Annotated in this window: 19 protein-coding genes; 10 read left to right on the forward strand and 9 right to left on the reverse strand. The window is 38.1% G+C overall.

All coding sequences use genetic code 11. The features are described from left to right. The first annotated feature begins 81 nt into the window (after nt 1–81). From G7Y56_RS09265 to G7Y56_RS09280, 4 genes are read left to right on the forward strand one after another with little or no spacing between them, the layout of a single operon-like run. Nucleotides 82–318 carry a hypothetical protein gene (locus tag G7Y56_RS09265; protein ID WP_165042915.1) on the forward strand — a complete coding sequence of 79 codons (237 nt, stop codon included), beginning with the start codon at nt 82–84 and terminating at the stop codon, nt 316–318. 3 nt (nt 319–321) lie between these two features. Next, a complete protein-coding gene (gene fmt / locus G7Y56_RS09270; protein WP_165042917.1) occupies nt 322–1,290 on the forward strand; it encodes a methionyl-tRNA formyltransferase in 969 nt (322 codons plus the stop codon). 9 nt (nt 1,291–1,299) lie between these two features. Beyond that, nucleotides 1,300–2,364, forward strand: coding sequence for a 3-dehydroquinate synthase (aroB, locus tag G7Y56_RS09275; RefSeq protein ID WP_370457680.1), 1,065 nt, complete (start codon nt 1,300–1,302; stop codon nt 2,362–2,364). Nucleotides 2,365–2,383: 19 nt separating this feature from the next. After that, on the forward strand, nt 2,384–2,857 hold the full coding sequence (locus tag G7Y56_RS09280; RefSeq protein ID WP_165042921.1) for a GNAT family N-acetyltransferase: 474 nt from the start codon (nt 2,384–2,386) through the stop codon (nt 2,855–2,857). On the opposite strand, the gene G7Y56_RS09285 is transcribed toward G7Y56_RS09280, so the two are convergent. The 6 genes from G7Y56_RS09285 to G7Y56_RS09310 all read right to left on the reverse strand — a co-directional run bounded on the left by G7Y56_RS09285 (nt 2,854) and on the right by G7Y56_RS09310 (nt 12,012). Further along, a complete protein-coding gene (locus G7Y56_RS09285; RefSeq protein ID WP_165042923.1) occupies nt 2,854–4,758 on the reverse strand; it encodes an ATP-dependent DNA helicase RecQ in 1,905 nt (634 codons plus the stop codon). The two genes, G7Y56_RS09280 and G7Y56_RS09285, sit on opposite strands and share 4 nt — an antisense overlap. A gap of 96 nt (nt 4,759–4,854) precedes the next feature. Next, nucleotides 4,855–5,664, reverse strand: a complete 810-nt coding sequence (locus tag G7Y56_RS09290; RefSeq protein ID WP_165042925.1) for an MBL fold metallo-hydrolase — start codon at nt 5,662–5,664, stop codon at nt 4,855–4,857. Nucleotides 5,665–5,684: 20 nt separating this feature from the next. Then, complete coding sequence (gene recJ / locus G7Y56_RS09295) at nt 5,685–7,418, reverse strand: single-stranded-DNA-specific exonuclease RecJ (RefSeq protein ID WP_165042927.1); 1,734 nt, start codon at nt 7,416–7,418, stop codon at nt 5,685–5,687. Between the two features lie 885 nt (nt 7,419–8,303). Continuing rightward, nucleotides 8,304–9,089: a pyrroline-5-carboxylate reductase gene (gene proC, locus G7Y56_RS09300; protein WP_165042929.1), complete on the reverse strand. Its 786-nt coding sequence runs from the start codon at nt 9,087–9,089 to the stop codon at nt 8,304–8,306. A gap of 149 nt (nt 9,090–9,238) precedes the next feature. Then, a complete protein-coding gene (locus G7Y56_RS09305) occupies nt 9,239–10,591 on the reverse strand; it encodes a DUF1080 domain-containing protein (RefSeq protein ID WP_165042932.1) in 1,353 nt (450 codons plus the stop codon). Nucleotides 10,592–10,602: 11 nt separating this feature from the next. Continuing rightward, nucleotides 10,603–12,012, reverse strand: a complete 1,410-nt coding sequence (locus tag G7Y56_RS09310) for a Gfo/Idh/MocA family oxidoreductase (RefSeq protein ID WP_165042934.1) — start codon at nt 12,010–12,012, stop codon at nt 10,603–10,605. 317 nt (nt 12,013–12,329) lie between these two features. On the opposite strand from G7Y56_RS09310, the gene G7Y56_RS09315 reads away from it, so the two are divergent. Genes G7Y56_RS09315 through G7Y56_RS09325 form a run of 3 tightly spaced genes read left to right on the forward strand, consistent with a single transcriptional unit; the run spans nt 12,330 to nt 14,926 of the window. Continuing rightward, nucleotides 12,330–13,781: an amino acid permease gene (locus G7Y56_RS09315; RefSeq protein ID WP_165043039.1), complete on the forward strand. Its 1,452-nt coding sequence runs from the start codon at nt 12,330–12,332 to the stop codon at nt 13,779–13,781. A 33-nt stretch (nt 13,782–13,814) separates the two neighbouring features. After that, on the forward strand, nt 13,815–14,537 hold the full coding sequence (locus G7Y56_RS09320) for an MBL fold metallo-hydrolase (RefSeq protein ID WP_165023498.1): 723 nt from the start codon (nt 13,815–13,817) through the stop codon (nt 14,535–14,537). 11 nt (nt 14,538–14,548) lie between these two features. After that, the gene (locus tag G7Y56_RS09325; protein WP_165023501.1) at nt 14,549–14,926 is read left to right on the forward strand and encodes a VOC family protein; all 378 of its coding nucleotides are present in this window, start codon (nt 14,549–14,551) and stop codon (nt 14,924–14,926) included. Between the two features lie 75 nt (nt 14,927–15,001). Here G7Y56_RS09325 and G7Y56_RS09330 read toward each other — a convergent pair whose 3' ends face one another. Together G7Y56_RS09330 and G7Y56_RS09335 are read right to left on the reverse strand one after the other, a co-directional pair. Further along, on the reverse strand, nt 15,002–16,606 hold the full coding sequence (locus G7Y56_RS09330; protein ID WP_165042936.1) for a RagB/SusD family nutrient uptake outer membrane protein: 1,605 nt from the start codon (nt 16,604–16,606) through the stop codon (nt 15,002–15,004). 33 nt (nt 16,607–16,639) lie between these two features. After that, nucleotides 16,640–19,696, reverse strand: coding sequence for a SusC/RagA family TonB-linked outer membrane protein (locus G7Y56_RS09335; protein ID WP_255498705.1), 3,057 nt, complete (start codon nt 19,694–19,696; stop codon nt 16,640–16,642). 674 nt (nt 19,697–20,370) lie between these two features. On the opposite strand from G7Y56_RS09335, the gene G7Y56_RS09340 reads away from it, so the two are divergent. The 3 genes from G7Y56_RS09340 to G7Y56_RS09350 all read left to right on the forward strand — a co-directional run bounded on the left by G7Y56_RS09340 (nt 20,371) and on the right by G7Y56_RS09350 (nt 24,015). Next, nucleotides 20,371–21,714 (forward strand): hemolysin family protein, encoded by a 1,344-nt coding sequence (locus G7Y56_RS09340; protein WP_165023510.1) that lies wholly within the window; start codon nt 20,371–20,373, stop codon nt 21,712–21,714. A gap of 11 nt (nt 21,715–21,725) precedes the next feature. Further along, entirely contained in the window at nt 21,726–22,856 is a 1,131-nt protein-coding gene (gene tgt / locus G7Y56_RS09345; protein ID WP_165042940.1) for a tRNA guanosine(34) transglycosylase Tgt, read from the forward strand. A gap of 61 nt (nt 22,857–22,917) precedes the next feature. Further along, entirely contained in the window at nt 22,918–24,015 is a 1,098-nt protein-coding gene (locus G7Y56_RS09350; RefSeq protein WP_165023516.1) for an LptF/LptG family permease, read from the forward strand. Nucleotides 24,016–25,004: 989 nt separating this feature from the next. On the opposite strand, the gene leuB is transcribed toward G7Y56_RS09350, so the two are convergent. Next, entirely contained in the window at nt 25,005–26,072 is a 1,068-nt protein-coding gene (gene leuB, locus G7Y56_RS09355) for a 3-isopropylmalate dehydrogenase (RefSeq protein ID WP_165042942.1), read from the reverse strand. Nucleotides 26,073–26,117 lie beyond the last annotated feature (45 nt).

Raw genomic sequence — 26,117 nt, forward strand, 5'->3', positions numbered from 1 at the left:
AATTAAAAATGATTCTTTCAAATTGAGTTCAATTGATTGTTCCTATATTTGTATTGAATAAACCATTAAAAATCAACATTTATGAAATCATTTATTGGTGTTCTTTCTACAATTATTATTCTCACAGGAGCCACCCTTCTGGTATTGGCATTGTGGGATATACAACCAATTTCGCTGAAAATTATACTACGATCGGGCGCAACTATTGCAGTTGCATGTGTGACAGTGATCATGTTATGGCTTATCAAAACAATATTTTTTCAAAGAGGAATTTTCAGAAATAAAGATAAAGAAAATACACCTCGTTCAAGAAACTAAGGAATGAATAAACAAGATTTACGTATCGTTTTCATGGGTACTCCCGACTTTGCAGTAGAAAGTTTGAGGATACTTGTCGAAAACGATTATAATATTGTCGGAGTTATCACTATGCCCGACAAGCCGAGTGGAAGAGGACATAAAATACAATATTCGGCAGTAAAGAAATATGCTTTAGAGCAAAATCTACCTCTGCTGCAACCCGAAAAATTAAAAAATGAAGCCTTTTTAAGCGATTTAAAAGCCTTGAATGCCGACCTGCAAATCGTAGTAGCCTTTCGTATGCTTCCCGAAGCAGTTTGGAATATGCCCCGTTTAGGAACATTCAATCTACATGCTTCACTGTTGCCTCAATATCGTGGTGCTGCCCCTATCAATTGGGCAATTATAAATGGTGAGAAAGAGACAGGTGCTACTACCTTTTTTCTTACGCATGAGATAGATACTGGTAAGATTATTCTTCAGCAAAAAGTGCCGATCGGGGAAAGTGACAATGCAGGTAAGATTCACGATGAACTAATGAGTATGGGTGCAGAGTTAGTCCGCAAAACAGTTGACATGCTTCTAGAAGATAAAGTAGATGCAGTAGATCAGCAGCAATTTATTAAAGAAGAGAGTGACTTGAAAGCCGCCCCGAAGATATTTAAAGATACATGCCGTATCGATTGGAACAATTCAGCAAAACGTATATATAACCTAATCAGAGGTTTGTCACCTTACCCTGCTGCATGGACAGAATTGAGCGATAAAGATAAAGATGCACAATTAGTAAAAATATATGCTGCCGACATTCTGTTTTCAGAAGAATCGCATCACGTGGGCAGTATACATACTGATAATAAAACATATCTGCATATTGCCTGTAAAGATGGATTTATCGATGTAAAAGAAATTCAGCTGGCAGGAAAGAAAGCGATGAAAATAGATGAACTCCTTCGAGGATATAAATTTGAAGAAGGTAGTTGTTTTTAATAAAAGAGAATAAGCATGCAAAAAGTAATCAAATCGACTGATATAAATAAAGATTTATCAAATATACTCAAACAGTTGCCTTTCGACAGGCTGTTTGTACTTACGGACGAGAACACCGAAAAACTGTGCTATCCTTTTATTCGAGATAATGAGCAGATAGCTAAAGCAGGTAAGATCGTTATTAAAGCAGGAGATAACAATAAGAATATAGAATCACTTGCTTCCATCTGGAAGTTTCTTTCAGAAAATGGAGCAACACGTCATTCATTACTTGTTAATCTTGGTGGAGGTATGCTTACTGATATTGGTGGGTTTGCCGCCGCCAGTTTCAAACGTGGCATAAAATGCATCAATATACCCACTACACTTTTAGGGGCGGTAGATGCTGCCGTAGGAGGCAAGACAGGCATTAACTTCAATGGATTGAAGAACGAGATAGGTGCATTTGCCCCTGCCGAAACTGTACTGATAGATTCACTATTCTTTAAAAGTTTAGATCATCAGAATTTCTTATCGGGTTATGCCGAAATGATTAAACACGGGCTAATAGACAGTGACGAGGTTTGGAAAAGAACTATTAGTTTCAATACCGAAGAAATCGACTATAGCAAACTGAAAGAACTAGTTGTAGAATCGGTAGGCGTGAAAGAACGGATTGTAGAAATAGACCCTTTCGAAAAAGGACTACGCAAGGCACTGAACTTAGGCCACACCATCGGTCATGCTTTCGAGAGCCTTTCGTACGAGATAAATAAGCCTGTTCAACATGGTTATGCAGTGGCTTGGGGTATCATCTGTGAACTGTATCTGTCTCAGAAAATAAGTAATTTTCCAAAAGATAAATTGTATTCTACTGTTTATTTTATAAAAGATAATTACGAGGGCTTCCCTTTCGATTGTGACGATTACGAACGTTTGTACGAATATATGAAGCACGACAAAAAGAATGAATCGGCTGATACTGTAAACTTCACTCTGTTGTCGGACGTGGGTAAAGTAAAAATAGATCAGACAGCCAGTAAAGAGGATATCTTCGAATCCATCGACTTTTTAAGAGAGAGCGTAGGATTGTAAAAAATTATATTGATATAGTATGTCTCTAATAAGTATTCGCAAAGCAACTCAAAAAGATATAGAGGATCTCGTACAACTTCGTATCGATTTTTTGAAAGTACAAATAGGTCATTTGTCTGAAAACGATGAAAGTATTATAAGAGATCAATCACGAAGCTATTATTCGAAACACATTTCACTGGGTGATTTTGTAGCTATACTTGCCTGTAAAGAAGGTAAAATAGTTTCAACAGCATTCTTAATGACTCAGGAAAGACCAGCCAGTCCTTCGTTTATCAGCGGTATTACCGGAACGTTACTGAATGTACTTACTTATAAGGAATATCAAAGACAAGGTATAGCCACACAAGTTATTCAAGCAATTATAGAAGAAGCAAAAGCTATAGGGGTTACTACCATTGATTTAATAGCGACAGAAGATGGAAAAGATCTTTATAAACAACTGGGATTTTCGTCTCTTCCTTACGAAACTATGCGTCTAATTAATGGTTAGTCAGGAAGTCGCACCCTATCCAGATGCAGCAGCAGTTCTCCCCTATCTACAAGGAAACGGATAACACTGCTCACATCATCGGGGCGATAATCGGACAGGGAATCTAAAATAGATTTCGTGCTAACTATTTTGTTCTCGCTTAAAAGATCCTTGATTAATGAAGATATATCATTGAAACGTTTGTTGCTCAAACCACTATCATTCTTTGTAAGACAAACATCGCATTGACCGCAGCCTTTTATATCATGTTCTCCAAAATAACTGATTAACATACGGCTGCGACAGATATCGTTGCCTTCCACATAATCGGTAATAGCTGTAATGCGTTTCTCAAAACGTGATTTACGTTCTTCATAAACCAGCTGCGGAATACTTACATATTTCACATTCTGGCGAGGGCGGGTATATGCAACAAGAGGCGTTTTTTTGTGGGGAATGTAATCTATCACATTTCTCTTTTTCAGCATTTTGAGCATCTCATAGACCTCTTTCCGTGTTTTGTTTAATCGATGTCCTATTGCCTTTTCATCAATAGTAGTATAGTTAGAGAACAAGCCTGTGTAAAGTCGCAGAATCATGCTGATCAGCTCGTCGTACTCTTTACTGAAATTATATTGGTACAATTCGTCGCGATAAGCAAGAAACAACAGCCGCGAACGGTTATCTACCTCATCGGTATATTCTATATAACCTGCCAAATCGAGTATTTTAAGGGCATTATGTGTCGGCAAAACAGGTAATTTGTAAGTAGCACAAAACTGCATGATACTAAAGTCGTGAGCCATGCCCATACCGAATCCCTCGGCTATCTGAAAAAAATATGATAAAGATTCATAGACATTTACAATAAAGTCTCGTTCGGGAAATTCATCTCGAATACGCTTCTTTAGCTTGGTACTATCCGATTTGGTATAAAGAATTGTAGCATAAGCCTTTTTTCCGTCGCGACCTGCACGGCCTGCTTCCTGAAAGTATTCCTCGATGGAATTGGGCAAATCGGTGTGTACCACCAAACGAACATCGGGCTTATCGATACCCATACCAAAGGCATTGGTACTGACAATGATACGGCTTTCGTTATTCTTCCATGCATTTTGCTTACGTACTTTATCATTGCCGCTCAATCCGGCATGATAGTAATCTGACGAAAAGCCATTGGCTACAAGAAAATCAGAAATCTCTTTTGTCTTTTGACGGCTACGTACATAAATGATGGCTGAACCCTGTATCTTTTCTACAATTTTGACCAATTCTTCGGGCTTATTCTCTGTCGTACGGACAATATAGGCCAGATTATTTCGCTCGAAACTCTTTTGATAAACATTCTTTTTAGCAAAATGTAGCCGCTCTTGAATATCATTTACGACTTCGGGAGTAGCAGTCGCTGTCAGAGCAAGTACAGGAACATTTGGCAGATGTTCGCGAATATCGGCTATCTTGAGGTAAGAAGGACGAAAATCATATCCCCATTGCGATATACAATGCGATTCGTCTACCACAAGCAGGCATACGGTCATGTGCTTGAGCTTGTTTAAGAAAAGCTCTGTACATAAACGCTCGGGAGAAACATACAGAAATTTATAATCGCCGTAAATGGCATTTTCGAGAGTAGTAAGTATCTCCTGATGAGTCATCCCCGAATAGACAGCCAGTGCTTTTATATCACGCTGACGAAGGTTATCTACCTGATCTTTCATCAGGGCAATAAGTGGTGTTACGACAAGACAAAGACCTTCCATCGCCATTGCCGGCACCTGAAAGGTCAGTGATTTCCCTCCACCTGTGGGCATAAGCCCCAGTGTATCTTTTCCTTGACTGACGGAATGGATAATATCTTCTTGTAATGGGCGAAACTTGGTATAACCCCAATACCGATGTAATATCTTGTGAAAAGTATCCATTTCTAGTGATGTGCCAATATGCCAATTAAACAACTGCAATTATATGCTTCGATAACGACATTTACTCATTGGCATATTGGCATATTAACTAATTATTCACTTATTGCTCATTGGTTTTACCACTAATTTAATACCGGTATCTTTAAGAGCAGCACCAATTTTAGCTTCGTCAAATTCTGAGAAATGATACGGATATAAGTTTTTAGGAGCAACTCTTTTAGCTGCATCTATAAACATTTCATCAGTCATTGTATAAGGTAGGTTCTTCGGTAAAAAGGCAATATCTATTGTTCCTTTCACTCGATTCATTTCCTGTATATTTTCTGTATCGGCAGCCACATAAACTTTTAGTGTACCAAAAGTAAGTACATAGCCATTGCCCCTACCTTTAGGATGATAGTGTTCTCCACTGGGTAACTTGTTTACAATATTATAGGCAGGAACTGCTTCGATAGCAATACCACTCCATTCGGTTTTATTTCCATTACTCATAATATCGCCATATCCTAAAATTTCATTACATACCTTAGATACAATAAAATGAGTATCAGCCCTTTTAGTCAGAGCAATAGCAGCACTATCAAGATGATCTCTGTGCTCATGAGTAAGGAGAATCAAATCAGCTTTTGGTAATTTTGAATAATCAGCTACCGACGAGTAAGGATCTACCTGAATAATTTTACCTTCATATTCAAACATGACCGAGCCATGCCCCACCAGAGTAACTTTCAATTCTTTTTCATCTGCGCCTTTATAGATATCAGCCGGAATATAGCTATCATTCTGCTTCATTCTCAATGTATCGGTTACACTATTTTTATCAGCCTCTGTTGTAGCACTTTTACTACTACATGCTAATAGCGAAAGAGACAATAATGTAGTAATTAATAATAAATTCTTCTTCATATCCTACTCCTTTCTATATTTTATTTGTTGACTAATTGTCCTGTATCTATGTCTTTTACATAAAGTTGAACGCTTGTTTTCCCATTATGTGTATTTTCCTCTAAAGTATAACAGATGTCAAATGGAGTTCCTTCCTTTACCATATCATAATAAGCACTTTGCCTGAACGCAATACCGTTTTTAGGAAAAGACGTTGTTTGGTCTATCATTTCCAACTTCAGATGCACATTGTCCTTACCGACCAGTTTGCTGGTTCCATAATCCTGCACATTACGGGTTGTAAAGATCGGATTCAAGTTTTCGGGTCCAAACGGTGCAAAAAGAGCTAAATCGTGGGCGAATTTAGCATCTATTTCTTTGAACGGCAGTTCAGCATCAACATCTATCTGAGGGCGCATCATTTCGGGTGCGATCATTTCCATCGACTGTGCTTCGAAACGGCGTTTAAACTCTGCCAGATGCTCTTCTTTGAGCGATAATCCGGCAGCATATGTATGACCACCAAAGTTTTCGAGAATATCTTTACATGCCTCGATGGCTTTATAAACGTCGAATCCCATGACCGAACGAGCCGATCCGGTGATATATCCATGCGATTTAGTAAGTACAACAGCCGGACGGAGGTACTTCTCTGTCAATCGGGATGCTACTATTCCGATTACTCCTTTGTGCCAGCTTTCATCATAAATAACAATACTGTTTTTTTTACTCATATCTACGTGTTCATCGATAAAAGTGTTGGCTTCATCGGTGATACGTTTGTCCAGCTCGCGGCGGTTATCGTTGTAATGGTCTATATTTGCACTTTTTTCACGCGCATCTTCGATTGTTCCTGCCAGAAGCAAGTCAACTGCTTCTTTGCCTTTCATCATACGACCCGAAGCATTGATACGTGGCCCTATCTTAAAGATAATATCGCTTACCGTGATATTTTTATAAGTTAGTCCGCAAATATCGATAATTCCTTTCAAGCCTAGACTCGGATTTGAATTAATCTGTTTCAGTCCATAGTATGTAAGTATGCGGTTTTCACCGGTTATAGGTACAATATCGGATGCAACACTAACAGCCACTAAATCGAGTAACTCCGTTAGTTCCGAAAAGTCTATTTTATTATTTTGAGCTAATGCCTGTACCAACTTGAACCCTACACCACAACCTGAAAGATGTTCGTAGGGATAAGTAGAATCCAACCGTTTAGCATCTATAACTGCCACTGCATCGGGCAATACATCATCGGGCATGTGATGGTCGCCGATGATGAAATCGATTCCTTTACTTTTAGCATAAGCTACTTTTTCGATAGCTTTGATACCGCAATCGAGAGCAATAATCAGTTTTACACCCGTTTCATCGGCATAATCTATTCCCTGCTCCGAAATACCATATCCTTCGTCGTAACGATCGGGAATATAGTAATCGAGATTGGTCGTGAACTTGCGTAAAAACTTATACACAAGAGCCACAGCAGTGGTTCCATCCACGTCGTAGTCTCCGTATATCAATATACGTTGTTTTTGTCCCAGTGCTTGTTCTATTCTATCAATGGCTTTGCCCATATCGGGCATAAGAAAGGGGTCGTGCAAATCTCTCAAGTCGGGGTTGAAAAATTTCTTCGCTTCATCTACCGAAGCAATACCTCTTTTCATTAATAGTTGACAAAGGATAGGACTGATACCTAATTCCTTAGCGAGCTTATCTCTTTGCTCTAGTTGCTGGTTTTTTAGGGCTTCGTAATTCCATTTGTAAATCATTATATATAGTTTTTCTTTCTTCTGTCTGGGGAGGCTTTTGGAGGGTCATCTTACTTAAAAGATGGCGATAAATAAGCCTCGATAGTTCGTCTTCAAATCCGTCAGGACAGTCCGTTACTAATTTGTAAAGATAACATATATATGCGAAACAGATGTGTCAAATTTCACTTTTATTTTAACCTTATTCAATAATAATCTACAATACAATGTGATACTACAAAGTGAGATATAGATATTATCAATAATGAAGTAGGCTGGTGGGAGTTCGAAAACTAACAGCTCCTAGCCTTCCATAAAGAAGGGATCAGAGAGTGTGTAAACAATTAAGAATTATAAGTTATGATTAGTATCTATCGTTTGTACAGTCTGTCATTCCGAAACGTAGTGAGGAATTTATTGTTGTTGTCTCATTATAAAACAGACAGATTCCTCACTACGTTTCGGAATGACAGAGAAGAAAAGAGAGTATAGTAAAAACAACTTTAAAATCTTCTAAGAAAGGCAGATTAAACTTGATATTGTAAATATTTGCGACAAAAACGTTAAGTTTAGTGACACGGATACGAACAAAGTATTCATCCGTTTTTATACGATATCAAGTCTGTATAATTTAGTGGCGAATTAATTTAGAGGCTGCATCTCTCTGCCGTGCTGAAAGGAAAAAAGCAATTTATATGTAATTTATTTATTGTTACGAGCGAACATCTCATAGTTCACAATAAATACGTTCGGCAAAGCCAATGACAGAGGATGTATCCATTTGTTCCTAATTCTTAATCAGAACGCAATGAGTTTTTGCGAAGTGAGATCTAAGAAAACAACAAACAAAAAAGCAGCTATAACTCTCTTCATAGCTGCTTTTTATTATTTCTAAATTTATTCTGGTTATTTCACATTACTGGCTTTTAATCCCCTGATTACAGCAGATGTAAATCCGGCATGCTCCATTTCGTTAAGCCCTTTGATTGTAATCCCTCCGGCAGTAGTAACTTTATCAATTTCAGCCTCAGGATGGGAGTTATTCGCTTCAAGTAAATCAATTGCACCACGTAGTGTCTGTATAACAATATCTCTCGACTGATTGGGATAAAGCCCCATTTCGACTCCACCTTCCATTGCCGCCCGTACATATCGAAAAGCAAAGGCAATACCGCAAGAACCTAGTGAAGTTGCTGCCGGCAATAATTTTTCGGAAATATATTCAACCTTTCCTAATTCCGAAAAGACATCTATTATCACCCTATCTTGTTCTTCTGTTGCATTAATAGAAGAGACAAAAGTCATGCTCTCTCGCAGAGCTATAGCCGTATTTGGCATCACACGGTAAACAGGCTTTTGAAGTTTAGTCCATCCTGCCAATTGAGCTAACGTAATGCCTGCTGCAACAGATACAAGCATCTGATTGGGATTTTCCAACAAAGTTTTATGTTCCATGACCACCTCTTCAATAAGCCATGGTTTGACAGCTAAAATAACAACATCGGCATCACTCAACGAATCATAAGTACCCACCACAACATTCATGTTCGGGTCAAAATCCTTAAGTCGCGATACGTTTTTTCCTGTATGATCAATAACCGTTATATTCTGTGGTGCAAAACCATTGCCAGCAACAAGACCGCATGCAATAGCACCCCCCATATTCCCCGCTCCAATAATTGTGATTTTCATTCTGTCTTCTATTTTTAGAGAAAACAAAGATAATAAAAAAAAATGCAGATAATATTACTGTATAGCTAAGTTTAAATGCGATATTTACAAATAATGTGAATTTGACACAATAAAGCATCAAACTCACATTATTTTATAGATCGATTTAATTACAATTCTTTTATTTTTATATCTTTAAACCACACTTCATCTCCATGATCCTGCAAAAGAATGTTACCAACTTCTGCATTCCCAAAGTTAGGCCAATCACGGAATTTACTGTATGCAACCAAAGCATTCCACATTTGATTGTTTCGCTCATATTCAACAATCTTTACGCCATTGAGCCAATGTTCTACATGACTGCCTTTGACAACAATAAGTGCCGTGTTGAATTCATTCGGCTTATAAGGCTTATTATCCGGCGCAGGAATAAGATCATACAGCGATCCCAATGTTCGGTTACCCTTCACGCCTAACTTGGCATCCGGATGCTTCAAATCGTCTAATACCTGATATTCGCAACCGATAGCTGATCCTTCACCTTTGTTCAAACCGGGATTTACAAAGTATTTAATACCACTATTAGCCCCTTCGGTAATTTTAAAATCGACTCTTAACATAAAGTTTTTATACATGTGTTCGGTAACGATATCGCCTCCGTTTGTAGATTCTCCTCCGTCGCTTTTTATCACTTTCAAGATACCCTTATCTACAACCCAGCCTTTAGCCGGAAATGCAGTAAGTTTAGCTCCTCTCCAACCATCAGTAGTTTTACCATCCCACAATAATTTCCAGCCATCCTTAGCTTCTCTTACAGAGAGTGTATTAGGAATAGCATTTACTTCGGGTGCAGCTTTGCTTTCGGGTGTTCTGTTTTGCTCTAAATCAGTAGTGCAAATCCTTATATTTCGCCATGAGATAGTTTTACCCTCTTCGCTCTTATTGCCTATTGCATGTACTTGTAATGCTATAAAACCTGTGGGAGTCATATCATCCCACAGGTTAGCGCAAGGAATGCCGTTTACCCACGTACGGATAGAATTGCCGATAGCCTCTATACGAGCCGTATTCCATTCATTATTTTTGAATGCATTCTGAGATTTAGGATTACATGTCATCGGATAAAGCCAACCACGGCGGGCTTCATCATAAATACCACCTGTCCACGCACGGGGAGCAGGATCTATTTCGAACTGATAACCATGTACTCTACCATTATTGAAACTTTTAAGACTCTGGCTTCTGAACTGAACACCTGAATTAAGTACATCATCGACCTTAAAATCGAACTCTAGTATAAAATTATCATAATCCTTCTCAGTTGCCAAAAAAGTATTCGGTTCACCGAACTTCGATATCCCGATAATAACTCCATCTTTCACCTTATATTCGGCTTTTCCATTCAGCTTTTTCCAGCCTTTCAAATTCTTCCCGTTGAATAAGGATTCCCACTTTGTATCCTGTGCTGAAATGCTTATTGCAAAGAGACAGGTTAACAGTATTAATACATATTTTTTCATTACAATCTTATTTATATTTTATAAAAATCTTCCCATCCTTTGCGTGGCGGTATACCTGTCAGCATAGCATTTGCAAACTGATTATTCGTAATTTGTTTGGTACGGCTATCGAAGAATAACCTTGTATTCAAACGTTGAGCCATCACTCCTAGCGAGAATACCTGACTTAGTGGACCATGTATTTCGAATGGCGAACGAGTTTTCTCAACACCACTACATGCCAGCAAGAAGTTTGCAAAGTGATTAGATGGGCTTTCGGGCACTTCGGGTAATATAATGCTTTTAGCTTTCGATTCGGGTATAATAGATAGTGTACTTCCATGCGAACCGCCTTTGAAGGTTAAATCTTTACTGTATATTATCTTACCCGGATTGAGTGCCGCTGCTTTTATTTCGCCGGCTCCTGATGCCGGGATATTAGGATCTAGTTCCGATACTCCGTATCCATCGGGAATAGGAGGCTGATTGTCCACTCCATCGTACCATGTTACATCCACAGGTGGCATACCTGCACGTTGCGGAAACCGGAAAAGAATAGTAGAAGATGTCGGATAAAAGTAATCGTTGTGGCCTGTCAACTTCACTGGATTGATCTCGTATGGCAAACCCAAATCTAAAAATTCGTGTACAGTATCTAATATATGTGCACCCCAATCACCCAAAGCGCCCATACCGAAATCGTACCAGCATCGCCAATCACCATAATGATACAGTTTGTTATAATCGTGGTAAGCAGCAGCAGAAAGCCATGTATTCCAATCTAAGGTCGAAGGAATAGGTTCTCCTGCCGGAAGTTTATAAATATTGGTATCCCAGCCATGCCAGCGACGCGGATTATTCATATGAGCCGAAACGGCAGTCACATCCTTAATAATTCCTGCATCCATCCATGCTTTGAATTGGAAATAATTGGCTTCGGAATGCCCTTGGTTACCAACTTGAGTGACTACATTCGGATATTTCTTTGCAGCTTGCATCATCAGTTCGGCTTCGTAAAATGTGCGCGCCATCGGCTTCTCCACATAGACATGTTTACCATAAGCCATTGCCATCATGGTGATAGGGAAATGCGAATGATCGGGAACAGCTATCATCACTGCCTCAATTTCATTGCCCATTTTATCGAACATTTGGCGGAAATCTTTGAATTGTTTTGCTTTAGGATATTTACCTATACTTTTTTGAGTATGGGGCGCTCCCATATCCACATCGCACAGAGCAACTATATTTGCCAAGCCGGTTTGTTCAAAGTCGCCGATAATTTGTTCGCCCCTGTTACCGATACCGATGCACGCAAGATTAACTTTTCTGTTAGCTCCGGCAACGCGTCCATAGCTGGCGGCATTCATGCTGAGATTACCCACAGCTAGTCCGGCGGATGCCATTGCTGCTGTTTTTAAGAAATTTCGTCGTGTAACCATAGTAGTAATATTTATATTTTAAAATCTAAATTTATTATATGAGTCTTATAATTTAGAAACCTATCATCAACATATTTCACATATGCTGAATAGAAAATATTTAGTGTTGATTTATCGAAGAAGGTATAAGATTCGGTTTAAATATTCTCAAAAACAAATTTAACAAAATAGTTCAATATAAAATTAAGCCACATTGTATATTTATGACAAAAAATGCTAATAGACAGTACAATTCGGGTTTTAGATACAAGACATTGTCTACACATTCCAAAAATCTTACTACTTTTGCCGATTCTATTCTTCAAATTCTAAGAACTATGTATCAACAATTATTCAAAAAAAAAGATATCACAGCCATATTAAAAGAATCCGAATCCGGAAACGGGGGATTGAGACGTAACCTTTCGGCTACGAATCTGGTTACACTTGGTATCGGTGCGATTGTTGGTACAGGTATTTTCGTAATTACAGGTACAGCCGCTGCAGCTTATGCCGGTCCTGCTCTTACTATATCATTTGTTATTTCAGCTATCAGTTGTGTTATGGCAGGACTTTGTTATGCAGAGTTTGCTTCAATGATTCCGGTTGCAGGTAGCGTATATTCTTATAGCTATACTACAATGGGCGAATTTATAGCTTGGTTTATAGGATGGGTTCTCATTCTCGAATATTTATTTGCCTGTTCGAGTGTCGCTGTTGGCTGGTCAGGATATATGACTAGTTTACTTATAGGATGGGGCATCACCTTACCTGCACAAATATCGCATGCCACCTTCGACCACACAGCCGACGGTTGGTTTATGACAGGGAGCATTATTAATTTCCCTGCAGTGTTTATAGTCGGTATAGTATCTGCCTTACTTATTGGCGGTATCAAACAGTCAGCCATAATAAATAATGTAATTGTAGTAATTAAAGTTGGGGTAATCTTATTATTTATAGGGTTCGGTTTATCCTATATTAATCTGGACAACTGGACACCTTATATTCCTGAGAATACAGGAAACTTCGGCGATTTTGGCTGGAGTGGTATACTTAGGGGCGCAGGTGTAGTTTTCTATGCTTATTTAGGTTTCGATGCTTTATCTACGACCGCACAAGAAGCAAAAAACCCTCAACGGGATATGCCTAAAGGAATACTTATATCCCTGATGATATGTGCATTACTATATATAGCTGTAACTGCCGTGTTGACTGGTATTGTAAACTATAAAGAATTGAATGTGTCAGCTCCAATCGCTCTGGCAATAGATAGCACAGGAAAGGGACTGGCTTGGCTTAGCCCATTTATTAAGTTGGGGGCTATTGCAGGATTAAGTTCGGTTATACTGGTTATGATGCTTGGTCAATCTCGTATATATTATGCTATATCGAAGGATGGATTGCTACCTAAATTCTTTTCGAAGATACACAGCAAGCATGGCATTCCGCACAATGCAACTATATTTGCCAGTGTGATAACAACCCTGTTTGCTGGATTGTTTCCATTACATGTTCTCAGCGAACTGGTTTCGATAGGAACTCTTCTTGCCTTTACCGTTGTGTGCCTTTCTATACTCGTATTGCGTAAAACTCAACCCGATCTAAAACGCCCATTCAAAACTCCATTTGTACCTTTTGTCCCCCTTTTGGGTGCAGGCATTTGTATTATGCAGATGCTATCGTTACCAATGAGTACATGGCTCAGGCTTATAGGCTGGAGTGCAATCGGAATTGTCATTTATTTCTGCTACGGTATAAAGCACAGTAAACTAAACAACCCGAAATGATGTTATAGTAATATAACCATATTACATCGTCTGATGAAACTAACTTACATATATCACAGCGGCTATGCCATAGAAGGTGATGGATTCACAATCATAATAGATTATTACAAAGACTCTGCGGATAATGCTTCTGAGGGAATAGGTCATAAACAACTATTGCAGAAAGAGGGCAAATTATATATATTATGCACTCACTCGCATCACGATCACTTTGTACCCGAAATACTTGAATGGAGAAAGCAAAGAAATGATATTATATATATCTTCTCAAAAGAGATTCTCGACAATCTCAAAATTAAAGATGAAGGTATAATATACTTAGATAAACTTGAAATATACAAAGACGATACGTTAGAAATAAAAGCCTTCGGTTCTACCGATATAGGCGGTTCTTTTCTTATCAGGACAAAAGATAAAACGATATTTCATGCCGGAGACCTCAACAATTGGCATTGGAATGAAGAATCGACACCTCAGGAAATAGAAGAAGCCGAGACATATTACTCATCGGAACTAAACCTTCTGACAAATGAGGTTACGGATATCAATCTGGCAATGTTCCCTGTCGATCCACGTTTAGGCAAAGATTACATGAAGGGAGCCGAGCAGTTTGTCAGTATAATAAAAACTGATATTTTTGCGCCTATGCATTTCGACGAAGCTTATAAAGAAATAGCCGCATTCGAAAAAATAGCACAGAAATACGATTGTAAATCAATTTGCTGGAAACACCGAGGTGAAAGTATTAATTTTTAAAGAATAAAATAATGGAAATAAAAGGAAGGTTCGACCACTTTAATATCAATGTTACAAATCTCGACAAAAGTATCGAATTCTATCAAAAAGCTTTAGGTTTAAAAGAGATCAGACGTAAAGAATCGTCTACGGGCGCGTTTGTACTGGTTTATCTTGGCGATGGAGTTACACCTTTCAGCCTCGAACTTACATGGCTCAAAGACCATACAGAGGCTTATGAATTAGGTGAGAACGAAAGCCATCTTTGCATACGTGTGGAAGGTGATTATGATAAAATACGCGAATTTCATAAAGAGATGGGTTGTGTATGTTACGAAAATCACGACATGGGTTTATATTTCATCAACGATCCCGACGATTACTGGATTGAAGTATTACCTGTAAAATAATCACTACTTTACCCTAAAATAAAAAAAGAGAGACTGATCACCAGCCTCTCTTTTTATTAGTATAAACTCAAACAATCAAGGTTTATTAGTTTTTTTGTCCCACCATAGTTTTGTACTATAGTTATCTGCTCCACCTAACAACTGTAATGCTGCATTATAGTTGGTTAAATTATTTTCCTTTTCACTCGGTGGATAAGGAATACGTGCAGCTAATTTTGTAGTCAAGCTCTGATCAGCATTGTCATTCACCACAACAGGGAAGAAACGAGGATAACCTGTTCTACGTTGCTCGCTCCAAGATTCCATACCTAATGGCCACATAGCGATCCATTTTTGAGTCATGATTTGCTCAAGATTGGTTTCGAAATCAGCACCTGTTTTCCACTTAATAGTAATAGTACTTAAAGCTTTAGCAGGGAATGATTTGTCTGTATAATCAGCAGGCTTGCTGGTATCATCATTCATATAGTCACCGCTTCCACTGGCATTCCATTGTTCGAACGAAAGTACAATACCCTCTTTATAAAGAGATTCGGCTGTGCCTCCACCCATATTCCAACCTCTTAGTACACCTTCAGCCTTAGCAAAAGCAAGTTCGGCTGCGCTGATCCACAATACTTTAGAAGAGTTGGTAAATGTTACATTCGAATATTGCATACCCCAGCTTTTGCTCGGTATTGTGATACCCGATCTCAGCCCTAAAAATGCATCTTTAGGTACTTCTAATTTACCTGTAAACTTCTCATCAGGAGATGTTGTTGTAAAATATTGTCCTAAACGCGGGTCATTATATCCAACCATATAAGTTACAATATCGGCACTTACACGAGAATCGCCCCATTCTGTACATACTTTGTGATATGGATTTTTAGGGTATACGTTGTATGCATTATCGCTATTGGTTAAAATAATTCCATATTTTTGGCTAACAGCTTCCTCTGCCATTTTCTTAGCCAATACAGGGTCTCCATATGCTATACGAAGTGCCATACGCAATTTCATAGAGTTTGCATATTTGATCCATTTCACATAGTCGCCACCATAAACCTGATCGAATTCTTTCAATGGTTTTGAATTCGGATATTTCTCAACAAAGTCGGTCAATACTGCGATTGCATCATTCAAATCGGTAAACATCGCATTATACACTTCTTCTTGCGTATCGTAAGGAACTACAATGCTTCCACTAGCTACTTTAGAGTAAGGTATCGGACCATACGAGTCTGTTACACGGTGCATCGCAGCTACTCTAAGAATTTGCGCCAAGGCAAAATAATGCGCTCTGTCTGCATCTTCATCGTAAGATTTTTTGATAATTGCCCATGCTCCGTAAATCTGATCGAAAGGGTCGTTGAATGGAGAACTTAACCACCCTAAAGGCGCATTGAATATCGCATAATTGGTTTTCCATCCATCATTTGTAATAGTCAGATAACGACCATAAACATCGCTTACCAGATTTTGACACATTTGATAAGCATTCTCCTGTACAGGATATACAATGTTTTGCATTTGAGAAAAAAACGCTTTCAACTTGTAGTCACCAAATTCTTCATCATCAGGCTCAGAACCATTTTTATTGATATCGTAGAAATTGTCTGTACAAGCACCTAATACTATAGCACACAATGCAACTGCAACAGTAGCCTTTATTTTATATAGAAATTTATTTTTATTCATAATTTTCTTTTTTATATAGTTAATAAATCAAGATTAGAATTGTGCTTTGATACTAAATCCTAAATTACGAAGACTTGGTTGCATAAAGTAGTCCATTCCTTGGAAATAAGTTCCCGTAGAAGCCGAAGATTCAGGATCGAATGGCGCATCATTCTTAATCATCCAAAGATTACGTCCTATAAACGAAACATTTACTTTCATTACATTATTAAACCAGCTTGAAGGAAGATTATATCCGAAGCTAAGTTCTTGCAGTCTGATATTATCAGCCTTGTAAACATAGTCGGAAAGAAGCCCTTGACTGCTACCTGTTATTTCATAATAGCTTTGAGCGTCGATAACTTGATTACCAATTCTCACACCGCCATTATCGCGAGCCAAAGCAGATGCCTCACTTACTCCAAATCCATCGAGAATAGCTTGTGTGTGCGACATAACAACACCACCATAACGGGCTGTGATAAGGAAGCCCAGATTGAAATCTTTCCATGTGAAATCATTTCTAAATCCTAAGTTCCATTTCGGAAGCAGGGTTCCTACCTTTGTCAATTCATTTTCCAATTGTGGGCTACCAGTTGTAGGATTCACATAAACACTACCATCTTCGTTCATTTTCAGCTTAGTTTTAGTCCAAAGGTCACCCATTGTACCACCTTTCATCAAACGAATCTCAGAGGTACCTATTCCACCTTGGGCAAGTACATCTATAACAATAGGTTCTCCGGTAAACGGATCTGTTATGTTATCTGCCAATGACTTGATTTCATTCTTGTTATAACCTGCCGTAAATGTTGGAGTCCACGTAAGGTTACCAAATTTGTTATCGGCACTTAATGATATTTCAATTCCCTGATTTTCAACATCACCCGATTGAACATACATACTAGACCATCCTGACGAAGCAGAGATAGGAATATTAAATGTTTGATTTTTTGTATTCGATTTATAGTATGTAGCTTCTAAATTAAGACGGTTTCCAAAAAACTTGGCACTCAAACCAGCTTCCCAAGAGTTTGTTCTTTCAGGTTTCAATTCGCCTATAGGCCTATATGTATTAGTTTCCCATTCTCCACCTTGTCCGTCATACGGATAAGTAGGAATCGATATTTTAAGTGGAATAGCAGAACCTACCGATGAATATGATCCACGTATTTTCAAATATGAAATCGCGCTTGGCAGTGTTACCATTTCTGAGATTACACCCGATAGTCCAATCGATGGATAAAAGAACGATTTATTATTTGTATTTGCCAAAGCCGATGCCCAGTCGTTACGACCTGTAACAGTCAGATAAAGCATGCTTTTCCAACCTAATTCCACATTGGCAAAAACAGATTGTATTTGCTCATGTTGTCCTGATTGTTCAGGATTATTGCCACCATCTTTCTTGTTAATATTAGGAATAGTAAAGTAATTAGGAATTTTAAGGTTACCACCATATCCCATCAAGTCTGTTCTTATATCGGAAATACTGACACCAATATTAGATGCTAATGAATAATCACCCCATCGTTTATTGATATTAGCAATAGCATCAGCATACACTTGTTTGTCTTCTATCTTTCTACGAACATAGCTGCCATAAGGACCCGAAATAGTGGCAAGAGTAGATGCATAACGTCTTTGGGTAAATAATGTATTGGCATTGTCTAATCGTGCACGACCAACAACATCCAGCCAATCGTTAAGTACATATTTCAGACTTGCATTGATCATGTAACGATCTTTTTTATCATTATCCATATTTCGGTTAATTACCCAAAATGGATTTTGCAAATCGATACCTTGGTCGCCCCACGACCAGTTCTGTACAGGGTAATCAGCAGCAGGATTTATCGATTCAAAGTTTTTAAGCGCATTAAAATCTTCGCCACGAGGAAAAGTATAAGCCCCTGTCAATGGGTTACCATACTTACCCTGAGCCATCATATTTTGGTTCTTTTGCTTAACATAACTAACCCCGAAATCGAGAATCAGCTTGTCATTAAGCATAGATGTAGTGTTACGTAGTGTAACATTATATCTGTCGTATGTATTGTTTTCTATGATACCATCAGAAGTAACCGAACCGATCGAAGCATATGTTTGATTCTTATCGGTACCTACCGATAATGTTACTGAATTCTGTATAGAGACACCTGTCTGGAAGAAATCAGAAGGTTCATACGAATATTTGTTTTGCTTTGCACCCCAACTAGAGTAGCTGCCATCGTTTCCATACCTGTTTTGAAACTCCGGCAAAACAAACGGATTGGAAAATGTAGTCTGGTTAGACACCATCACTTTCGGCTTACCCGAAGCACCTTTTTTAGTTGTGATAAGAACTGCACCGTTAGCTGCACTCGATCCATATAGGGCGGCAGCAGCAGGACCAGTCAAGACAGTCAGGCTTTCGATATCTTCCGGATTTAAATCGGAAATACCTTCGCCACGGGGTTGAGCAGCATACTCGTTGTTCTGATCCAAACCACCATTGTTTGAATTGTAGATAGGCACACCATCTATTACGTACAATGCATTATTGTCTTTAGTGATCGATTTTGTACCACGCATTACGATACGTGTTGCGCCACCGACACCAGCAGAAGATGTATTGATATTAACACCTGCTACTTTACCTGCAAGAGAATTAACGAAATTGGCGTCTTTTATAGTTGTCAACTCATCCGATTTTATCTCTTGTACATTGTAACTCAATGCTTTTTGAGATCTTTTGATACCCAGAGCAGTAACTACTACCTCATCGAGAATCTTACTATCTTCTTTCAAAACAATATTAAAGGAAGTTTTTCCATTTACCGGAAATTCTTGAGCAAGATAACCGACAAACCTTATTTGAATAGTTCCTTTGTCACTCACATTTAAACTAAAGGCACCATCCATATCAGTCATTGTACCGTTAGTCGTACCTTTCTCCACAACATTCGCACCGATTAACGGTTCGCCTGCTTCGTCATTAACAATTCCAGTTATATTTATTTTCTGAACTTGTGCATAAAGACTGGTTGTTCCTACTAAAACCAATAATATTAGGAACCTTTTCCATAAACAATCTTTATGTAGATAAGATACATATTTATTTATTTTCATAGCTGTTTGCATTTTTATATTAGAATTAATTTAGTTTTAGGAAGCAATATCAATTGCTTAACACTGCGGTTTCAGACCTGACATACAAATAGATGACAGATCCTTTTTTTCATAATTAAAAAGATTTAGATGATTGTTTGGCAATATCTTAAGATTGATTCTGGACGTAGTCAGGTATGATTTTTGCACAACAAAAAGACCTCAAGTAGCACATTATGCCAATTGAGATATAACTGTTAGGGTAAAATAGTTTCGGAGTCTTGTTTTCTGAGGAGTATTTGTTATGTTGTTGTTTTTCTCTCTCTAATAAAACATAGTTAACTACCAAATTTTCAGAAGAAAAAATGGCATCAACCAATAGATTAATGCAAGGAGATTTCATCATCAGGTATCCTTTAAGGTATAATAAGTCAGGCGTTTAGTCAGTATTCAGACAATGAGAATATCTTTTTGTCATTCTCATCGTACTGTAAAGGAAGTAAAAAAAAATATTTATAAAGTATTTTTTAACATAATATTTTACATTTCTAACCAATAATCCTTTTCCTCAAAATGAAAACATTATGAATATTTCCAACCATAAGAATCTGTGAGTATTGCATATCTTTTCGCAGAATAATAAATATTCATTTCACTTTTATATTATCTTTGCAATATTATCATTCATATTAAATATGGAAATTTTTCTATCGATACTCGTTACTTTATTTTTTGTTTTTCTTAATGGTTTCTTTGTTGCTGCCGAGTTTGCTATTGTCAAAGTAAGGTCATCGCAACTCGAAATGAAAGCGCAAGCCGGAAGCCGGACTGCTATTCTATCAAAACACATTGTCAATCATCTTGACGGATATTTGGCTGCAACGCAAATGGGTATAACCATATCGAGTCTTGCTTTAGGGTGGATTGGAGAGCCTATCGTTTCTAAAATCATCAGACAAGGATTGGCACTTTTGGATATAAGCCTGAGTGCAGATGTTATTTCTACAATAGCGTTAGTAACAGCTTTCATTATTATTACCATTCTACATATAGTACTTGGAGAGTTAGCTCCAAAATCCCTTGCTATACAACGTTCAGAACAAACGACTCTGGCTGTAGCTTATCCGTTGCACGCTTTTTATTGGCTTTTCCGCCCATTCATCTGGGTTTTGAACGGAATTGCTAATCTGGTATTAAAGCTTGTTGGTTTGCATACCGTTTCAGAACAGGAGACATATAGTAGCGACGAACTACGTTATCTCGTAGATCAAGTAAAAGAAAGTGCAAATAATGCAGATACGGATTTCGACATAATAAAAAATGCATTCGATTTCTCGGAACGTACTGCCCGTCAGGTCATGGTTCCACGCACGCAGATGGTTGCTATTGATGCAAACGATTATGATGAGAAAACGCTCGAATTTATTATAGAAGAAGGTTTTTCGCGTATTCCTTGTTATGAAGACAGTGTAGATAACATCATCGGAGTTGTCCACTTAAAAGACATTCTGAAAAAGATGCGTAAAAGCGGCAGTGTAGATATCAGTACCATTATTCGCCCGGTATCTTTTACGCCGGAAACTAAACGCATCGGTCAATTACTCAAAGAGTTTCAGGTGAAACATCAACAGATAGCTATGGTACTAAATGAGTACGGAGGCATTGAAGGTGTTATCACGATGGAAGACATTTTGGAAGAACTAGTTGGCGAAATACAAGATGAGTACGACAATGAAATTCCTTTTGTAGAAAAAATGGCAGATGATGCTTATTCTGTAATCGCAACAGCTTCTATCACAGACATAAATAATGGATTACCACACTCTATCGATAAAGAAAAACAATACGATACTCTTGCCGGATATTTAATTGACAAATTTGGTCGTATCCCCAACACACATGATAAATTGGAATCGGAAGGATATCAATTTACCGTTCTTAAGAAAAATAAAACTTCGATTGTACTCGTTCAGTTAAAGGATCTGCTATATACAGAAACAAATAAGGAAGCCGATTCTTCCAAATCGAATCAAGCCTGATAACCCAATAAATGGATTTTGAATTACAATATACCGATAGCCAGTCTCAAGCAAGGGCTGGACTTATCACTACCGATCACGGACAAATAGAAACTCCTATCTTTATGCCGGTGGGTACGCAAGGCGCAGTAAAAGCTGTGCATATGCCCGAGCTAGAAAACGATATAAAAGCTCAGATAATTCTGGGGAATACTTATCACCTATATCTTCGTCCCGGACTCGATATACTGCAAAGAGCCGGAGGATTGCATAAGTTTAACAGTTGGAGTAAGCCTATTTTGACCGACAGTGGTGGCTTTCAGGTATTTTCTTTAGCTGAAAACCGTAAACTGACAGAGGAAGGTGCTATCTTCCGTTCGCATATCGATGGTTCTAAACATATGTTTACCCCCGAATCGGTAATGGACATAGAACGTACAATCGGTGCAGATATAATGATGGCGTTCGACGAATGTACACCGGGTGATGCCGATTATACCTATGCAAAAAAGTCATTGGAACTAACAGAACGTTGGTTAGATCGTTGTATTACACGATTTAATGAAACAGAATGTAGCTATGGATATAAACAAGCACTATTTCCTATCGTGCAGGGTTGTGTATATACCGATCTGCGGAAAAGAGCTGCCGAAAATGTTGCATCAAAAGGAGCAGAAGGAAATGCAATCGGGGGGCTAGCTGTAGGCGAACCTACCGAGAAAATGTATGAAATGATAGAGGTTGTAAATGAAATACTACCTAAAGACAAGCCACGCTATCTAATGGGTGTCGGTACGCCAGCCAATTTGCTCGAAGCCATAGAACGGGGTGTTGATATGTTCGACTGCATCATGCCAACACGCAATGGACGCAACGGACAGATATTCACTAAGAATGGCATACTGAATATGCGCAATAAAAGATGGGCTGACGATTTCTCTCCAATAGAAGAAGACGGTGCTTCGTTTGTCGATACATTATATAGTAAAGCGTATCTTCGTCATCTATTTATTGTAAACGAGATACTAGCCCTTCAGATAGCCTCGATACACAATCTGGCTTTTTATCTGTGGCTGGTAAAAGAAGCACGGAAACATATCATTGCTGGTGATTTTTCTTCATGGAAAAAGGGAATCATCGAAAATGTATCAAGAAGAATATAATCAGTTAAATATCTTACTTATCTTGCAGTCCACTACTTAAAATGCATTATCAAACCAATAGATGAAATTACTAACGATATTAGACAGATACATTATAAAGAAGTTCCTGGGGACATATATATTCTCCATTACCCTTCTTATGTCTATATCGATAGTATTCGATATTAATGAGAAAATAGATAAGTTCCTTACCAATAATGCCCCTCTTAAGGCTATTGTGTTCGATTATTACGTCAATTTCATCCCCTATTACAGTAATATGTTCAGCCCGCTGTTCGTATTTATTGCCGTAATATTTTTCACATCGAAACTTGCAGATAATTCCGAAATCATAGCCATGCTTTCTAATGGCATGAGTTTCAAGCGACTTATGAAACCTTATATGATATCGGCAGGAGTTATTGCTCTTATTAGTTTTATATTGACAAGTTTCATCATTCCGCCGGCAAATTCGACACGTGTCAATTTTCAAAATAAATATGTAAGGGATAAGAGTGTAGAATATGCAACCTCAATTCAGATGCAGGTCGACGATGGAGTTATCCTCTACATAGACCGATTCGACAACAAATCTCGTGAAGGATTTAATCTGGCACTCGATAAATTTGAAAATAAAGAACTTAAATCGCGTCTTATCGCCACACGTATTCAATATGATACAGCTTATCATTGGGTACTACATAACTATTCGATAAGAGATTTTGAAGGGATGCGCGAAAAAATCACTGCCGGAACGCAGATGGATACAACCATAAATGTCACACCCAGCGACTTTCTCGTTTCGGTAAATGACTTCGAACAAATGACTACACCACAACTATATAAATACATCAAAAGGCAGAAATCGAGAGGTATGGCCAATATCGGCGGAGTAAGCATCACTCAATTCGAAATAGAGTACTACAAACGCTTTGCATCGGTATTCTCGGCATTTATCCTTACACTTATCGGTGCATCATTATCTGCCCGCAAAGTAAAAGGGGGTATGGGGCTGAATATCGGAATCGGTTTAGGTTTAAGTGTATCTTATATCCTCTTTATGACTGTTAGTTCATCCTTTGCCATATCGGGTACTATGTCGCCACTTTTGGCTGTGTGGGTGCCTAATATTGTATTTATCACAATTGCTGCATTCTTGTATCGAAAGGCTCCTAATTAAGGAGATTCGAAATAAAAATCCTTTCTTTCATTTCGGAATGACAAAAAGAAATTGCCTCATAGAATTGATGAAATCTTATCGATAAGATGCGTTCATTTGCTCGATAGGTAAATTGCACTATTGCATATTAAGCAATAAAGCGATTAATTCATTATCAAACCGTTTCCGTTTCCTATTTGGTGGAACAGGTTTAAAAATTGTGCTCATTATACCACTCAATTGCTTTTTGTTCTTCTCTTTTTATAAAATCATCTTTTGCCTCGCTATATTCGTTTCCTTTTTTTCCATTCCTAAATGCTTAGCTGTTCCTCTAATCGTTGATATTCTTCCTTAATATCAGGATGCGAGGAAGATAATAACGGAAAGCAATGTGCCTCATTCAGTGTTCGGTGCTTACGAGTAGAGCATGAATCTGTGCCAACCTGTAATCATACTCGAGAGGTACAATGATCCGATAGCTGCCCCAATAGTGGAAGCAGGCTACTTAAAGAAAAGGCAAGTATATTCAGCACAAGCAATCTGGGTAAACGTCAGAATTGATTTTCAAGGTTTTGACAACCCCAAATATTGCAGTGTTATACTGAAGGAAGTTTATTATACAAACAACTATTAATACGAAATATAATGAAGTGGTCTTGAGAGGGTAGCTTACTTGGTAACTTTTTATGCATGAGTTCGCGATGAAAATAAACTTCGCTTTCTGTGATAACAGACACTAAGTTTTGTTCTTTCAAACAAATCAGTAGGTATAGCTTTAATTTAATAATATTGTAATTTTTAAAGTATAGAGACCATTAGCAATTAGGATGAGTAGACTACTGCTCAAATTCGCTCTCATTGCTCACTAAAAATAAAATCCTAGTCATGAAAAATGATTAGGATTTTATTTTATACTTAAAGCCAAGACCTGACCTTAACATTATCTTTAGGGCACTCACTAATTTTGCTGTGGTGACGGGTGAAAGATTTTATTAATTATATATCTTTCCTTATTTCTTCACAAAATTAACGATCCAGTCGCCAACATCAGATGTTGAAAAAGCTTTTCCGGCAGATGAAATATCTTCGGTCACTACTCCTGCATCCATAGAAGCATCTACAGCTTTGCGAATAAGCGCACCTTCTTCTTTCAATTCGAAAGCGTACTCGAACATAAGAGCTGCCGATAGGATTGTAGCCAACGGATTAGCTATATTCTTTCCTGCTGCTTGTGGGTATGATCCGTGGATAGGTTCGAATACAGATGTTTCGATTCCGATAGATGCCGATGGCAGCATACCAAGCGATCCTGTAATAACAGAAGCCTCGTCGGTAAGGATATCACCAAATAAGTTTTCGGTAACAAGTACATCAAATCGTTTAGGCCATTGTATTATTTGCATAGCAGCATTGTCTACAAACATATATTCTGTTTCTACATCAGGATATTGTTTTTCAATTTCTTGTGCCACTTGTCTCCAAAGGCGTGATGTTGCTAATACATTCGCTTTATCTACTACCGTCACTTTTTTGCGGCGTAGCTGTGCATATTTGTACGAAAGATGTAAAATTCTTTCTACTTCTTCGCGTGTATATACACATGTGTCGTACGCTGTATTCCCGTCTTCGCTACGTCCTTGTGGGCGTCCGAAGTACATTCCTCCTGTCAATTCACGTATACACATAAAGTCAGCGTCTTCTATTAATTCGGCACGTAACGGTGATTTGTGGATTAATGAAGGGAAAGTTGTAACAGGACGAATATTAGCAAATAATCCCAGTTTTTTGCGCATAGCCAATAGTCCTTGCTCGGGGCGTACTTTTGCCGAGGGATCATTATCATACTTAGGATCACCTATAGCTCCAAATAAAACAGCATCAGCCGACATACACAATTCGTGCGTGCTATCGGGATAAGGATTACCTACCTCATCGATAGCCGAAGCTCCTACGATAGCATATTCATACGATAGTTCGTGTCCGAATTTTTCACATACGGCTTCTGTAACTCTTAATGCTTGTCCGATTATTTCAGGACCTATACCGTCTCCGGGAAGTACTGCAATGTTTAATTTCATATCAATTTATATATTTTGTTTTAGCTTATTTCTGTCATAGAATAA

The sequence above is a fragment of the Dysgonomonas sp. ZJ709 genome, assembly GCF_011039195.1.
Lineage (GTDB): Bacteria > Bacteroidota > Bacteroidia > Bacteroidales > Dysgonomonadaceae > Dysgonomonas.